Here is a 14,386-nt window from a genome sequence, read left to right on the forward strand (position 1 = left end):
GTCGACCTGCTCTACAAGCTGAAGAACATGGAGCTGGACGCGATCCTGATCTCCCTCGACGACAGCCTCATAAACTCGGACTGCGAGCAATTGCTGCTCTTCGCCGATGACATCTTCCTAGCAGTACCCACCGATTCGCCTTTTGCCGATCAGGCAGAGGTGGATCTGGCCGACCTTCGCGATGCCACCTTCATCACCTTAACTCAGGGTTTTGCCACCCATCGCGACAGTGCTCGGGTGTTCAGCCAGGCAGGCTTCGAGCCGAATGTGGGCATGCAGGTCAATGACATTTTCACTCTGCTCAGCATGGTCAGCTCCGGCGTAGGCTACGCTCTGCTGCCCGGACGCGTCGCGGCGGTGTACGAAAACCGCATCCGCCTGATTCCTCTGCAGGCCAGATACCGCCTGCAACAGCAGATCGGCGTGGTATTCCTGAAAGCCAAGGAGCACGATCCCAATCTGCTTGCGCTTGTCGCGGAATGCCGTATGTATCGGCCCAAATCGCATCGTGTATCGGGGCCACCGGAAAATCATTAACCTTTCCGTAACGATGCTAGGGGCATCTTAATTGATCCGCCCCCCCGCGCACGCTAGCCTGCACTTTGACCGAGCATGGAAGCTCGGACAACAAGAAGAAATTCCTGTGACGTAATAAAAATAACTATGAACCGCCTGGCGCGGTTCTGAAGTGTCAATCTAGGAGAATTCGATGAAAGCCCTACTCCGTTCCTCGGTTGCGGCTGCATTGCTGGTTGCCAGCATCCCCAGTTTCGCCGAAACCGTCCTGCGCGCCTCCCACCAGTTCCCTGGTAACCAGGGCGACCCCCGCGATGAAATGGTGCAGATCATCGCTCGCGAAGTCGCCGCCGCCGATGTTGGCCTCAAAATCCAGATCTACCCTGCGTCGTCCTTATACAAGGCCAACGAGCAATGGGGCGCCATGACTCGCGGTCAGCTCGACATGACGGCCCTGCCGCTGGATTATGCGTCCGGCCGCGTGCCCCAGTTCTCTGCCACCCTGATGCCCGGATTGGTCAAGAACTATGAACATGCCCAACGCCTGAACCAGTCCGACTTCATCAAAGAAATACACGCGCTGGCCGAGAAGAACGGTGCGATCATTCTCGCCAACGCCTGGCTGGCTGGCGGATTCGCCTCCAAGGAACGCTGCATCACCTCGCCCGATACCATCAAGGGGCAGGTGATCCGCGCCGCCGGGCCAGCTTTCGAAAACATGCTCGCTGCCGCCGGTGCCTCGATATCGTCGATGCCGTCCTCGGAAATCTACACGGGCATGCAGACCGGCGTGCTGGACGCCGCCAACACCTCGAATGACAGCTTCGTCTCGTACCGCCTGTATGAACAGGTGAAATGCCTGACCGCACCGGGCGACAACGCCCTGTGGTTCATGTATGAACCCGTGCTGATCTCCAAGCGCAGCTTCGAACGTCTTACTCCGGAACAGCAGGAAGCGATGCTGGCCGCAGCCAAGAAGGCCGAGGCCTACTTCGCCGAGGAAGGCCCCAAGGGCGAACAGCGCATGAACGAAACCTTCGCCAAGGCCGGCGTGCAAGTCGTAAGCCTGAGCAAGGAAGAACACGACGCCTGGATGCAGGTGGCCCGCGAGTCTTCCTACCAGTACTTCGCCGAGAAGGTCAAAGGCGGCAAAGAGCTTCTGGACAAGGCACTCGCCGTGCAGTGATGCCCATCACGGCCGCTTCCTCAGCGGCCTTTCACTGCGTTCGAGCTCGCGCCCCGGGTTCTGCTACACAGCGCGGGCTCACAAGGAGTCCCTATGTCCAGACGTTTTATTCGCTCCATCGAAGCCCTGTCGCGCCTTGGTGGTGTCAGCGCTGTTTTCCTGTTGATCATCGCCATGGTCGTGATGTGCCAGATGATTCTCATGCGTTATCTGTTCAGAGCTCCCACCATCTGGCAGACCGAGGTCGTGGTATTCGCAGCCACCGCGGCGATATTCATTGGCGCGCCCTACGTGCTGATGAAGAAAGGTCACGTCGGCGTCGATGTAATAGAGCTGATGCTGTCGCCACCCAACCGGCGCCGCATGCAGTGTCTCGGTGCGGTACTGGGCCTGACGTTCTGCCTGCTGATGAGCGTGGCTAGCGGCATCTATGTCCACGAGGCCTGGGAGGGTGGCTGGACCACCCCGACCATCGCCGCCATTCCGCTGTGGATTCCCGCAACGCCGATGCTGGTGGGCTTCGGCCTGCTGTGCCTGCAATACGTGGTGGAGCTGATGAAACTGATTTGCCCCGAGCTAGCCACCCCGCAGCAGCAAAACGCTGCGACGGAGAAGGACGAAACCACCCTGCACAGCCATCAAAATCTGGGAGAAGCACCATGACTCCGACCCTTGCCGGTGCGCTTCTGATCTGTGCCTTGCTCCTGTTCCTCGCCACCGGCATGCCGATCGCCTTCGCCCTTGGCCTCGCGGCCATGGGTGGCCTGTTCATGGCAATGGGCCCGGAAGTCATCGGCGTGGTGGCTGAAACCATGTTCGCCGGCATCGGCAACCTGGCCTTCGTCTCCATTCCGATGTTCGTGCTGATGGGCGCCATCGTTGCAGGCACACCCGCCGGGGCCGACCTGTACCGCGCGCTGGACCGCTGGATGTACAAAGTTCCAGGCGGCCTGGTGCTGTCGAATATTGGCGCCTGCGCAGTATTTTCCGGCATGACCGGCTCGAGCCCGGCGACCTGCGCGGCGATCGGCAAGCTGGGCGTCCCGGAAATGATCAACCGCGGCTACCCTACTTCGGTGGCGACCGGCTCGATCGCCGCGGGCGGCACGCTCGGCATCCTGCTGCCACCGTCGGTCACGATGATCATCTACGGCATCGCTACGGAAACGTCCATCGGCCGGCTTTTCCTCGCTGGCGTGCTGCCCGGCCTGATGCTGACCGCCATGTTCATGGCCTGGGCGATGCTCGATGCCCGCCGCAAGGGCTTCCGCTTCGGCGCCGAAGGCGTGTATTACAGCTTGCGCGACAAGCTGGCGGCGCTGCCTCGGATACTACCGCTGATGCTGATCATCCTGGGCGTGCTCTACGTGCTCTATGGTGGCGTGGCCACACCTTCCGAAGCAGCAGGTGCGGGCGCCATGCTCACACTGGTGGTGGTGGTGCTGGCCTATCGGCTATTCAAAATGGGCACGTTTCGCAACATCTTCGGCTCCGGTATGCGTGAAAGCGTGATGATCATGATGATCCTGGCGTCCGCCGAACTGTTCGCCTTCGCGCTGTCCTCGCTGTACATCACCCAGTCGCTGGCCGAGGCGATCGCCAGCCTGGAGGTCAACCGCTGGGTGCTGATGGGCGTGATCAACGTGTTCCTCTTGGTGGCCGGGATGTTCCTGCCGCCGGTGGCAGTCATCGTGATGTCCGCGCCGTTGCTCTTCCCCATCGTCGTGCAGGCCGGCTTCGATCCCTACTGGTTCGCGGTGGTGCTGACCATCAACATGGAGATCGGCCTGATCACCCCGCCGCTGGGCCTGAACCTGTTCGTCATCAACGGGATCGCACCGCAGGTGCCGACGCGGGAAATCCTCTGGGGCGCGCTCCCCTACGCGCTGGTCATGGTGCTGGCGATAATCGTGCTGTGCCTGTTTCCACAGATCGCTACCGTCCTGCCTGACTATGTCATGGGTGAAGCCATCTAGCGTTAGATGTTGTTGGTCCTAGGCTGATTTGGCGGGCTTCCTCGGAAGCCCGCTTTTTTGGACCAAAACTGCGCGGTTCGCAAATCTGGCCGAGGTTTCATACAGCCTCTGCAGTACGCTTGTGGTTCTTGAGCATCAGGCCAATGAACGGAAGGCCGTGTCGCCGGAGGTGATGGGGAGAACCGCAACGGCAAGAATCGCCATCACACCGCCGAACACGCCCAGGTAGCTGGTGGCAACGTGATTGACCACCAGCCCGGGCCCACCCTGATCCAGCATGGCTTCAATTCGCCGTCGCGATGCATCGTCCGACCGCTCAGGTAGCAGACACGGCCCGCGCGGGAATCCTGCCAATGACCTGGGCCGATGGCTGTACCACCTCCACCGACGGGCGAGGTATCCACCAGCGCGGCTGCGGTACGGCGTTCCTCAAGGCGAGGAGCGCGACCCCAACCTGCTCGCGCTGCTGGCCGAATGCCGGATGTACAGCCTGAAAAAGCCGAGCTGAAGCAGCGTAGGGTGGAAAACCCGCGAAGCGGTTTTCCACGTGTCGGCGTGGGACCAATCGGGCCGGGATGGTCGCCACCGCAGCCGGTGGAAGAGGCTTCGCCGCCTTCCACCCTATGCCCGCTGTGTATGGCGAAACGTAGGGTGGATAACGCGAAGCTTATCCACGCAGCCTTTCGCGACGCCGCCGGATACGATGGCACCATTGCCCCTTGTGGATACTCAACGCAGCGGTGGAAGAGGCTTCGCCGTCTTCCACCCTACGACCGGCGCGCTAGGCGATCGCCGCCTGCCCGGACGCTACCGGAGCTGGGCGTCCAAGGCTTTGCGCGACGACGTCACCGATCATATCCGCGGTGATCGCGCTCAGCGTCCAGCCCAGGTGACCGTGGCCGGTGTTGTAGAACACGCAGGGCGCGCTGCCGCGGCCGACCTTCGGCATCATGTTCGGCATCATCGGCCGCAGGCCGGCCCAGGGCACTACGCTGCGGGTGTTCACGCCGGGGAAACACTGGTTGACCCAGTCCACCAGCGGGCGGATGCGATCGGCACGGATGTCGCGGTTGTAGCCGTTGAACTCGGCGGTGCCGGCGACGCGGAAGCGGTCGTCGCCGAGGCGACTGCTGACCAGCTTGGTCTCGTCGTCGAGCAGGCTGACGATGGGTGCCGAGGCGCGGCTGACTTCGTCGGTCAGGTTGACCGTGATCGAGTAGCCCTTGACCGGATAGATGTTCACCCGGTCGCCCAGCTGCGCCGCCAGGGCGCGGCTGGCGGTACCGGCGCAGACCACCAGGCCGTCGAACTCCAGGCGCTCGTCGCCGGCGACGCCACCCAGCGTCACGCTGGCGCGCTTGCCGTCAGTGGCCACCGCCTGCACGTCCACGCCATAGAGGCAACGCACGCCGAGCCGCTCGATCGCCATGGCCAGGCCATGGGTGAACTTGTGGATGTCGCCGGTGGAATCGCACTCGGTGAAGTAGCCGCCGTAGTAGGTACCGGCCAGGGTCGGCTCGATGGCGCGCATCTCCTCGGGCGTCACGCTGCGCCGCGGCAATCCGCCTTCGGCGAGCAGGCGCGACACCTGGCCGGCATGCTCGAAGCCGGCCTTGTCGCGGTAGATGTGCAGGATGCCCTTCTTCTTCAGGTCGAAATCGATGCCTTCGGCCTCGGCCCAGGCGAACAGGTGCTCGCGCGCGGCGATGGCCAGCCGTGCGGTTTCGATGGTGTTCTGCCGGTAGTGGGGAATCGAGCCGATGAACTCGGCGAACCAGGAGAGTTTGTGCCAGCTGGGCTTGGGATTGACCAGCAGCGGCGCATCGCTCTTGAGCATCCACTTGAGGCCTTTGACGATGGTCGACCAGTGGTTCCAGACCTCGGCGTTGGAGGCCGACAGTTGGCCGCCATTGGCGAACGAGGTTTCCATCGCCGCGTAGCGGTGCTTTTCCAGCAGGGTGACCGAGAAGCCGCGCTTGGCCAGGGCATAGGCGGTGGTGACGCCGGTGATGCCGCCACCGATGACTGCGATCGTTTTCATTGTTGTCGCTCCAGAACGTCAGGGGGTCATAGCCCGTGCGCCCAACGCGCGGCGGGCGCCCCCTCTGTTCTGGACCTGAGAGATTCACGAGCGCGTGACGCGGCTCGCTTGCTCCTTCGGTGCGCGCGGCGACGAAAACCGGGCGGCTCTTCAGAGTTTCAGCGGTGATAGCGGTCCTTTTGCCTGAGAGTTTCCGGGGCGGTTGCTCCTTCGGCGCTGCCATGCGGCAGTCTCTCCCGCAATCACATCGATCCGCATCGATCGCCAGCTGCGGCAAATCCTCACGCAATCGCAGGAGACACCCTGCCAGAAAAACCTACCGCTGTAACCCCGACGTTGGGCCGAGGGGACACTCGGCCATCCGGGCAAGCTCATTGCAGAGCCGCGTGGAAAATCGCTACGCGAGTTTTCCACCCTACCTTCTATTCCGTAGGGTGGAAAACGGCGCAGCCTTTTCCACCTTGCTTGGCCAATCAGCCCAGCAGCCCGCGCATCACGAAGAACAGCAGTGATGGCCCGAGCAGGCAGCCCAGCGCGGTGTAGAAAGCTGCGGTCAGGCAGCCGTAGGGCACCAGTTTCGGATCGGTTGCCGCGAGGCCGCCGGCGACGCCGCTGGAAGTACCGATCAGGCCGCCGAAGATCACCGCCGAGCGCGGGTTGTTCAGGCCGATCATGGGGGCGACGAAAGGAGTGGCGACCATCACCACGATCGCCTTGACCAGGCCGGCGGCGATGGACAGCGCCATCACCTCGGAGCTGGCGCCGATCGCCGCACCGGTCACCGGGCCGACGATATAGGTCACCGCACCGGTGCCGATGGTGGTCAGGCTCACCGCATCGGTGTAGCCGAACGCCATGGCCACCCCGACGCCCGCGACGAACGAGGAGAACACGCCGACGAACAGGGCCAGCACGCCCACCATGCCGGCCCGCTTGAGTTCTTCCACGCTGACGCCGAAGCCGGTGGCAACGATAGCGAAGTCACGCAGCATGGCGCCGCCGAGCAGGCCGATGCCGGAGAACAGCGCGATATCCACCAGGCCCTTCTGACCGCCGGTGACCACGCCGCCGATGTAGGACAGCAGCAGGCCGATGAGGATGGCCACCGCCGAGCCGTGCAGACGGCCCTTGGTCAGCTTGTCCGAGAGCCAGTAGGAGAGCCACATGGTGGCGCCGATGATGGCGAAGCCACTGACCATGCCGTAGCCGGAAACTACCTTGAGAAGCGATTCGTACACAGGTCAGCCCTCGGTAGCCAGCGGTGAGGCCGCGGCGGCGCCAGCCTTTTTCTGGCCGATCCGATCCAGCACCGGAACCAGCGCAAAGGCGATAACGACGGCTGCAATGCCAGCGAGAATGGCCATGGGGCCACCGCTCAGGGCCCCGTAGACGTTCTGTTGCGCAGCCATGGCGACGACGATGGGAATGTAGACGGCACTCCAGAACCTGATGCCCTGCTCCGACTCCATGCTGAACAGGCCGCGCTTCTTCAGATAGCTGCCTACGAGAATGAGCAGGACCATGGCGATGCCGACGCCGCCGACATTGGCCGGCACACCGATCAGCTTGCCGAGCAGCTCGCCGATGAAGATGCCAGTCAGGGTGCACAAGGCCAGGAAGGCCACACCGAAGATAATCATTGTTATTGTCCTCTTGGGTTGCGCTCGAGCCTGAAAAGCCGGCCGGGCGCGTATCAACGAAGTAAGTTGTAGTTATTCATCGTTCAGGCGGGTAGCGGCCAACGGCCATCCCTTACAGCGCTATTGGGCTCGATCCACCTCCCGACGCAGCAAGGCATCCAGCGTATCGAGCCGGGCGCCATCGAAGGCGGCCAGCGTACCTTGGTCGAAAACCCGCCGCGCCAGCCCGGTGAGTACCGAGCCGGGTGGCAGTTCGATATGCAGCCGCACGCCGCGCTCGTAGGCGGTGCGCAGGGTGCCATGCCAGTCCACGACGCGGCACATGTTGAAGGCCAGGTCGTCACGCAGCCGTTCGGGGTCGGCGATGGGCCGCGCCGTGGTGCCGCTGAGATAACGCAGGCGCGGCTCCCGCAGGGTGACCGCCGCGAACGCTTCGGCGAGCTGCGCGGCAGGCGCCTCCAGCAGCGTGCTGTGGGACGGCACGCTCACCGCCAGGCGCCTGGCGCTGGCCGCGCCCAGGGTTTTTGCCCGTTGCGCGACCGCCGCCATGGCGGCATCGCTGCCGGCGATGACGATCTGGTTGTCGGCGTTGATGTTGGCCAGATGCACGGGATTACCCGGGCCGTTGACCTGCGCCAGCAGGCCTTCCACCTGGCCGAGATCGAGGCCGAGAACGGCGGTCATGCCATAGCCTTCGGGATAGGCGTTCTGCATCAGTTCGCCGCGCAGGGCGACCAGGCGCAGGGCGTCGGCGAACTCCAGCGACTCGGCGACCACCGCCGCCGCATAGGCACCGATGGACAGCCCGGCGACATAGTCCGGCCGCTGGCCGTCGCGCAGCAGCAGCCGAGCCGCCGCCACGCCGGCGATCAGCAGGCAGAGCTGCACGGCGCGGGTCGAATGCAGCGCGTCGGCCGAATCCAGTGCCAGCGCGTCCTCGCCGAGCACCGCGCTGGCCTCGGCCAGGGTCGCGACGGCTTCGGGCGCATCCGGCAAGCGATGAAGCATGCCGGGCTTCTGTGCACCCTGGCCGGGAAAGGCAAGCAGGCTGCTCATGCCGCCAGCTCCTCTGCCCAAGGATCGCTGACCAGCCGCGGTCCCTGGGCGCTCTTGACCAGCACCCGCGCCGCGTCACCGGCCCATTCGCGCAGCGCCACGCCACCCAGCGGGGTTTCCAGTTGCAGATCGATACGGCAGGCGCGGCCTTCCAGCAACTGCAGCAGCGGGCGCGCCTCGCCGCGTCGCAGCGGCCGCTCGGCTCTGAGCAGCAGATCGAGATCGCTGTCCGGATGGGCGGCCGGCAGGCCGCTGGCAAGCTGGAACCCGGCCGAGCCAGTGACGCCCCAGGCATGCCCCAGCGCATCGAGCAGCGGACGCAGTTCGGCCAGTACGCGGAATACCGGCAGGTCTTCACTGGCGCGGCGATCAAGCAAATCTTCCGGCGCCAGCCGCTGGCTGACCGCCTCGACCGGCATCAGCGCGGCCAGGCGCTGCTCCCGCGTGGCTCCACGCAGGCCAACCGCGACCAGCCCTGGCGCCACGGCGGCACGGCGCACCACCACCGGCTGGCCGGCAGCGAGCACGGCGACCGCCCAGGCCGGCGCATCGGCGGGCAACTGCTCGGGGCGCATGCCCCAGAGCAGGTCGTGGGGGCGTGGCGTCTGGTACATCTGCAGCCTCCTCGTGATTGTTGTTGTGCAGGGCGGATGCAACCCGCCATCGGGGGCTGACTTCCATTCGGTGGACGAATCCACCAATCGACGTCGTCTTCGGGTCCGTTCGGCGGGTTGCAACCCGCCCTACGTCACCATTGCGCGCGCAGTAGCTCGCGTACCCTTGCCGAGGCCGCACGATTCGGCGCGCCGAGGCGGCCACGCAGGTCGCTGCTGCTGCCGATGTCTTCGACGGCCTTGTGCAGGCACTCGCGCACCCGCTGCAGGTCGCCGCCGGCGGGCTGCTCGATGTTGTCCACCGAGAGGGTTTCCCAGAGCAGGCCGAGGGTCGCGTAGTTGTCGATGTCGTAGGCCATCGGCGGCACCGACTCGGCCAGCGCTTCCAGTTCCTCGACGCTGCGCAGGGTGATGCGCGCCGCGGCGGCCTTGCCCATGGCATGCACCATCACTCCCGGATCGCGCAGGGCGATGATCCGCTGGGCCTGATAGCCGTGGGCGAGGAAGGCGCCGGACATGGCCTTGCCCACCAGCAGCGAAACCACCGGATGCCCCGCCAGGCGGGCACGGGCATAGCCGTCCACCGCGCCGGCCAGCGCCTGGTGAATGCCCAGGGCTTCCTCGCGGCGGCCGTAGGCCTGGCTCGGCACGTCGACCACGGCGACCAGTACGCGCTTGTCGCTCTTCTCACGGTCGGCCTCGATGACTTCATCCACGGCCTTGCCCAGACCCCAGCCTTCGAGCAGGCCGACTTCGCCATGACGGGCACGTGGGAAAGGGCTCTCGGCGTCCGGCACCACGGCGATGTAGCGCGCGGCGCGGCCGGCCAGTTCGCCGTCGACCACCTTCACCGAGGCGGGATAGCCCGCCAGGGCCTGGCCACCGGCCAGGGCTTGCAACCAGTTCAGTCCACGGCTCATTGGGCATCTCCTTGATAGAGGGCGCGCACCGCCACGGCATCGAGCTGCGCGCGGGTGTCGGCGTCGGCCAGGCGTTGCAGGAACCAGGTATGCCGGCGGCTGCGCGGCTGCGCTGGCTTGCCCTGGGCGAACAACCGCCGCAGCTCGGCGCGCAGGGCGTCGGTATCGTCGGCGACGTAGCTGTCCACCAGGCCGCTGGCATGGCGTTGCTCGCCGCCGGTCAGGCTCCAGATGAAAGGCCGGTCGCGCGAGTCGTATTCCTCGATGCCGGCTTCCTGTTCGATCACCTGCGGACCGTTGAGGCCGACGCGGGCTTCGCGGGTCACCACCAGATAGCTGCACAGCCCGGCGGCGATGGACATACCGCCGAAGCAGCCGACCGAGCCGGCGACCACGCCGATCACCGGCTGGTAGTCGCGCAGCTCGACGATGGCGGCCTGGATCTCGGCGATCGCGGCCAGCCCCAGGTTGGCTTCCTGCAGGCGCACACCGCCGGTTTCCAGCAGCAGCACGGCGCGGGTGGGAATGCCGTTGCGGTTGTCTTCGGCGGCCAGCTCCAGCGCGCCGGCGATCTTCGCGCCGCCTACCTCGCCCATGCTGCCGCCCTGAAAGGCGCCTTCGATGGCGGCGATCACCGCCGGCTGGCCGTCGATCGTGCCCTTGGCAACCACCACGCCATCATCGGCCTGGGTGACGATGCCCTGCTTCGGCAGCCAGGGCGAGATGACGCGATCGAACGGATCGAGCAGTTCGCGGAAGCTGCCTTCATCCAGCAGTGCGCGGGCACGCTGGCGAGCACCGAGCTCGACGAAGCTGCGCGATTGAAGTAAACGGGCCACGGTGTTAGCGGACACATCAGTCATGGCCGACCTCCTCCAGTCCCTGCTCCAGGCGCAGACGCACTACGCCGGGTGTGGCCCCAAAATCATGAATATCGATGTTCAATGCCGGTGGCGTCTGTTCGCGAAACATCCGCTCGAACAGCTGCTGCCAGCGTTGCTCGGCACCGTTGACCGAGGTGACCACCTGGATCGCCAGCTTGCCGGCCTGGCCGGGTTCGAGCAGCACTTCCAGATCGCCCGAGCCGACCACGCCGACCAGGGCCTTGCCGCGGGCGGGCTGCCCGGCGGCGAATTCGAAAGACAGGGTTTCCATGTTCAGTTGCTCCCAGTCGGCGCCGGCGCATGAGGCGTCAGGCGGTCGAGGAATAAGGTTGCGGCGAGCAGGTCGGCGGCACCGCCCGGCGAGGCGTTGAGGGCGAGCATGTCGCGATCGAGCAGGCGCAGCTGGCGACGACCGGCGAGGCTGGCGGCACCGCCGGCTTCGAGCACGGCGCGGGCGCCCTGCTGCATGCGGGTCAGGCCTTCGCGGCCGGCGCGGTGCAGCACGCAGGTGTCGGTCAGGTCACTCATGATCGCCAGCAGCGCATCAAGCCGGGCGTTCTGCTCGCCGGCACCGGCGCGGCGGCTGGCGTTAAGCTGCGGCAGGCCATGCGCGATTACCGCGGGAAAGCCGTGCTGCGCCTGTTCGCGGGCGCCGGGCACGCCGTAGGTGCGACAGACCCGTGCGCCATGGCTGTCGGGATTGTGCGGCGCGGCCGGGTCGTCCAGCCGCGCCAAGGCAGCTGCGGTCATGGCGATCTCGTCGGCCACAGCACCCGGTTTCAGCATCGCGGAGGCGCTAAGCAGCCCCAGCGCCCAGATCGCGCCGCGATGGGTGTTGACTCCGGCGGTGACGCGCAGCATTTCCGCTTCGCCGTCACGACCCAACTGGCCGAGCGTCTCGCGCAGCGGCTGGCCGACGTCGCCAATGCGCTGCGCCGCGTCGGCCATGGCGACGAATGCCGGCCATAGCGATTGCGCCGAGGCGTGCATCAGGCCCAGATGCAGGTCGTCGTGCGCGCCATTGCCGCGCCGATCCACCAGGCCGGGCTTGGGCGACAGGTCGGCCTCGTCGACCAGCGCCTGCACCGCCAGATCCGCCAGCCGCTCGGCCAGCGAGGGCTGTTGTCTTGCAATGAGGGCACTCATCACCAGCTCCTGAACTTGGCGGGCGGGTTGTAGAGGCCGCCGGACCAGTCGACCAGTTCGGCGATGCTCTTGGCCGCCAGCAGTTCGCGCGTCGCATCGTTGCGGCGGATGCCGAGGTCTTCCGGCAGGGCGATCAGCCCTTCGCGGCGCATGCGCTCGGTGTCCTTCGGGTTGTGCCGCAGGCCGATGCTGGTGACGCCGGCGACCGCAGCGATCATTGCCTGGCGTTCTTCCAGCGAGCGCGCCTTGTACAGGTAGGCGATGCCTTCCTCGGTGAGCAGGTGGGTGACGTCGTCGCCGTAGATCATGATCGGTGCCAGCGGCATGCCGCTCTTCTTCGCCACCTCGATGGCATCGAGCTGCTCGACGAAGGTGGGTTTGCCGCCCTCCTGGAAGGTCTCGACCATTTGCACCACGAGCTTCTTGCCGCGCTCGAGCAGGGTTACCGGCGCTTCGCCACCGGGCATGGCCATGTCCAGCCAGGCCGGCGTGGGATGGCGGCGACCACGCGGGTCGTGGCCCATGTTCGGCGCGCCGCCGAAGCCGGCCAGACGCCCACGGGTAACGGTCGACGAGTGCCCGTCGCCGTCCACCTGCAAAGTAGCGCCGATAAACAGGTCCACCGCGTACTGCCCGGCCAACTGGCACATCATGCGGTTGGAGCGCATCGAGCCGTCGCGGCCGGTGAAGAACACGTCCGGACGCTGGGCGATGTAGTTTTCCATGCCCAGCTCGGTGCCGAAGCAGTGCACGCTCTCGACCCAGCCGGTCTCGATCGCCGGGATTAGCGTCGGATGCGGGTTGAGCGTCCAGTTGCGGCAGATCTTGCCCTTCAGGCCCAGCGATTCGCCGTAGGTCGGCAGGATCAGCTCGATGGCGGCGGTGTTGAAGCCGATGCCGTGGTTGAGCGACTGCACGTTGTGTTTCTCGTAGATGCCGCGGATCGCCATCATCGCCATCAGCACGTGCACCGGCTTGATGTGGCGCGGGTCGCGGGTGAACAGCGGTTCGATGTAGAACGGCTTGTCGGCCTGCACCACGAAATCGACCCAACTGGCCGGGATGTCCACCCGCGGCAGGTCGCGCGGGTCGTCGACGATCTCGTTGACCTGGACGATGACGATGCCGTCGGAGAAGGCGGTGGGCTCGACCAGCGCCGGGGTGTCCTCGGTGCTCGGGCCGGTGTAGATGTTGCCCTCACGGTCGGCGGTGAAGCCGGCCACCAGCGCGACGTTGGGGATCAGGTCCACCAGCAGCCGCGAATACAGCTCGATGTAGGTGTGGATGGCGCCGACTTCCAGCAGGCCGTCTTCCAGCAGCTGGCTGATGCGCAGGCTCTGCGGGCCGGCGAAGGAGAAGTCGAGCTTGCGCGCGATCTGCCGTTCGAACAGATCGAGATGCTCGGCGCGGCTGACGCTGGGCATGATCATGTGCAGATCGTGAAGTTTGCCCGGGTCGACCTGGGCCAGCGAACGGGAGAGAAAGTCCGCCTGCTTCTGGTTGTTGCCTTCGAGCACCACCCGATCACCCGGAGCGATCAACGCTTCGAGCGCCGCGACGATCTTGTCGCTCGGCAATACCACGCCATCTTTGATGCTGCGCACCTGGTCGAGACGGCGGGCTTTTTCAGCACGACGACGCGACCATTGCGGCGGTGGGGATATTGTTGTTGTCATGACGACTCCACAGATTTCCGCGATGTGGAGCGCAGACTAGGAAGATGACTGCCGGGTCATCAATCAAGCTGGGCGAGCGAACGTTACGCTGGACGTAACGCTCGTCGAAACAGACCCCTCGGTTTTCTTCCGATGACGTGGGAAAGGCGCATTTCTTGACCCGGTGCATGCTTTGCAGCCGCGCGCGTTGAACCGAACGCCGCCATCGGTCACCCTCCGGCCTTCGCCGAACTCAAGGAAGGAGGCCAAGGCATGCAGGATGCCAACCAGGCGCATATCACTTTCGCCATCGCCAACCAGGAAACCGATCTGCAGGTAGTGGCCTTCGAAGGCCGGGAGGCGCTCAACCACCCCTATCGCTTCGACATCGAACTGGTCAGCGAGCGTCCCGACCTGGACCTCGATGCGCTGATCAACCAGCCCGCCTACCTCGCCTTCGGCCCCTCCGGCAAAGGCGTGCACGGCATCATCTACAGCATCGAACAGGGCGACTCGGGCAAACGCCTGACCCACTATGCCATCAGCCTGCGGCCGGTCCTCGCCTACCTCGGCCAGAGCGTCGACCAGCGCATCTTCCAGCACCTGACGGCACCGCAGATCATCGCCGAGGTGCTCGAAGACCATGGCCTGCTCGACGGCACCGACTACCGCTTCCAGCTCGGCCCCTACGTCTACCCCGAACGCGATTACTGCGTGCAGTACGACGAATCCGACCTGCACTTCATCCAGCG

Annotated in this window: 16 protein-coding genes, 1 pseudogene and 1 riboswitch; of the genes and pseudogenes, 6 read left to right on the forward strand and 11 right to left on the reverse strand. The window is 65.3% G+C overall.

The annotated features are described in order from the left end of the window. The 4 genes from IN820_RS17960 to IN820_RS17975 all read left to right on the forward strand — a co-directional run. The coding region (locus IN820_RS17960) for a LysR substrate-binding domain-containing protein (protein ID WP_235989192.1) at positions 1 to 537 on the forward strand (537 nt) is incomplete at its 5' end. A 172-nt stretch (positions 538 to 709) separates the two neighbouring features. Beyond that, positions 710 to 1,702: a TRAP transporter substrate-binding protein gene (locus tag IN820_RS17965; RefSeq protein ID WP_193682289.1), complete on the forward strand. Its 993-nt coding sequence runs from the start codon at positions 710 to 712 to the stop codon at positions 1,700 to 1,702. A gap of 93 nt (positions 1,703 to 1,795) precedes the next feature. Next, positions 1,796 to 2,365, forward strand: a complete 570-nt coding sequence (locus IN820_RS17970; protein ID WP_193682290.1) for a TRAP transporter small permease subunit — start codon at positions 1,796 to 1,798, stop codon at positions 2,363 to 2,365. Beyond that, complete coding sequence (locus tag IN820_RS17975; protein ID WP_193682291.1) at positions 2,362 to 3,678, forward strand: TRAP transporter large permease; 1,317 nt, start codon at positions 2,362 to 2,364, stop codon at positions 3,676 to 3,678. Before IN820_RS17970 ends, IN820_RS17975 begins: the two co-directional genes overlap by 4 nt. Before the next feature lie 135 nt (positions 3,679 to 3,813). Here IN820_RS17975 and IN820_RS17980 read toward each other — a convergent pair whose 3' ends face one another. After that, positions 3,814 to 3,957 carry a hypothetical protein gene (locus IN820_RS17980; protein WP_207793691.1) on the reverse strand — a complete coding sequence of 48 codons (144 nt, stop codon included), beginning with the start codon at positions 3,955 to 3,957 and terminating at the stop codon, positions 3,814 to 3,816. A 109-nt stretch (positions 3,958 to 4,066) separates the two neighbouring features. On the opposite strand from IN820_RS17980, the pseudogene IN820_RS23020 reads away from it, so the two are divergent. Further along, a pseudogene (locus IN820_RS23020) lies at positions 4,067 to 4,186 on the forward strand (LysR family transcriptional regulator); the annotation flags it as partial. 273 nt (positions 4,187 to 4,459) lie between these two features. On the opposite strand, the gene IN820_RS17985 reads toward IN820_RS23020, so the two are convergent. From IN820_RS17985 to mdcA, 10 genes are all read right to left on the reverse strand, one after another. Further along, the gene (locus tag IN820_RS17985) at positions 4,460 to 5,719 is read right to left on the reverse strand and encodes a D-amino acid dehydrogenase (RefSeq protein WP_193682292.1); all 1,260 of its coding nucleotides are present in this window, start codon (positions 5,717 to 5,719) and stop codon (positions 4,460 to 4,462) included. Between the two features lie 161 nt (positions 5,720 to 5,880). Continuing rightward, positions 5,881 to 5,968: riboswitch (glycine riboswitch) on the reverse strand. Between the two features lie 224 nt (positions 5,969 to 6,192). Then, positions 6,193 to 6,957 (reverse strand): malonate transporter subunit MadM, encoded by a 765-nt coding sequence (gene madM / locus IN820_RS17990; RefSeq protein WP_193682293.1) that lies wholly within the window; start codon positions 6,955 to 6,957, stop codon positions 6,193 to 6,195. Between the two features lie 3 nt (positions 6,958 to 6,960). Continuing rightward, positions 6,961 to 7,359: a malonate transporter subunit MadL gene (madL, locus tag IN820_RS17995; RefSeq protein ID WP_193682294.1), complete on the reverse strand. Its 399-nt coding sequence runs from the start codon at positions 7,357 to 7,359 to the stop codon at positions 6,961 to 6,963. Between the two features lie 120 nt (positions 7,360 to 7,479). Next, positions 7,480 to 8,415 (reverse strand): malonate decarboxylase subunit epsilon, encoded by a 936-nt coding sequence (mdcH, locus tag IN820_RS18000; protein WP_193682295.1) that lies wholly within the window; start codon positions 8,413 to 8,415, stop codon positions 7,480 to 7,482. Continuing rightward, positions 8,412 to 9,029 carry a malonate decarboxylase holo-ACP synthase gene (locus tag IN820_RS18005; RefSeq protein ID WP_193682296.1) on the reverse strand — a complete coding sequence of 206 codons (618 nt, stop codon included), beginning with the start codon at positions 9,027 to 9,029 and terminating at the stop codon, positions 8,412 to 8,414. Before IN820_RS18005 ends, mdcH begins: the two co-directional genes overlap by 4 nt. 134 nt (positions 9,030 to 9,163) lie before the next feature. Next, positions 9,164 to 9,949: a biotin-independent malonate decarboxylase subunit gamma gene (gene mdcE / locus IN820_RS18010; protein ID WP_193682297.1), complete on the reverse strand. Its 786-nt coding sequence runs from the start codon at positions 9,947 to 9,949 to the stop codon at positions 9,164 to 9,166. After that, entirely contained in the window at positions 9,946 to 10,812 is an 867-nt protein-coding gene (locus tag IN820_RS18015) for a biotin-independent malonate decarboxylase subunit beta (protein WP_193682298.1), read from the reverse strand. The genes mdcE and IN820_RS18015 overlap by 4 nt, the downstream gene beginning before the upstream one ends. Then, positions 10,805 to 11,104 (reverse strand): malonate decarboxylase subunit delta, encoded by a 300-nt coding sequence (locus IN820_RS18020; RefSeq protein WP_003296879.1) that lies wholly within the window; start codon positions 11,102 to 11,104, stop codon positions 10,805 to 10,807. Before IN820_RS18020 ends, IN820_RS18015 begins: the two co-directional genes overlap by 8 nt. Positions 11,105 to 11,106: 2 nt before the next feature. Then, positions 11,107 to 11,979 (reverse strand): triphosphoribosyl-dephospho-CoA synthase, encoded by an 873-nt coding sequence (locus tag IN820_RS18025; RefSeq protein WP_193682299.1) that lies wholly within the window; start codon positions 11,977 to 11,979, stop codon positions 11,107 to 11,109. Then, positions 11,979 to 13,655, reverse strand: a complete 1,677-nt coding sequence (mdcA, locus tag IN820_RS18030; RefSeq protein ID WP_193682300.1) for a malonate decarboxylase subunit alpha — start codon at positions 13,653 to 13,655, stop codon at positions 11,979 to 11,981. The genes IN820_RS18025 and mdcA overlap by 1 nt, the downstream gene beginning before the upstream one ends. Positions 13,656 to 13,907: 252 nt before the next feature. On the opposite strand from mdcA, the gene IN820_RS18035 reads away from it, so the two are divergent. Then, on the forward strand, positions 13,908 to 14,386 hold a 479-nt coding region (locus tag IN820_RS18035), incomplete at its 3' end, for a contractile injection system protein, VgrG/Pvc8 family (RefSeq protein ID WP_268939452.1).

The sequence above is a fragment of the Pseudomonas lopnurensis genome, from assembly GCF_015070855.1.
In the GTDB taxonomy this organism is placed as follows: domain Bacteria; phylum Pseudomonadota; class Gammaproteobacteria; order Pseudomonadales; family Pseudomonadaceae; genus Stutzerimonas; species Stutzerimonas lopnurensis.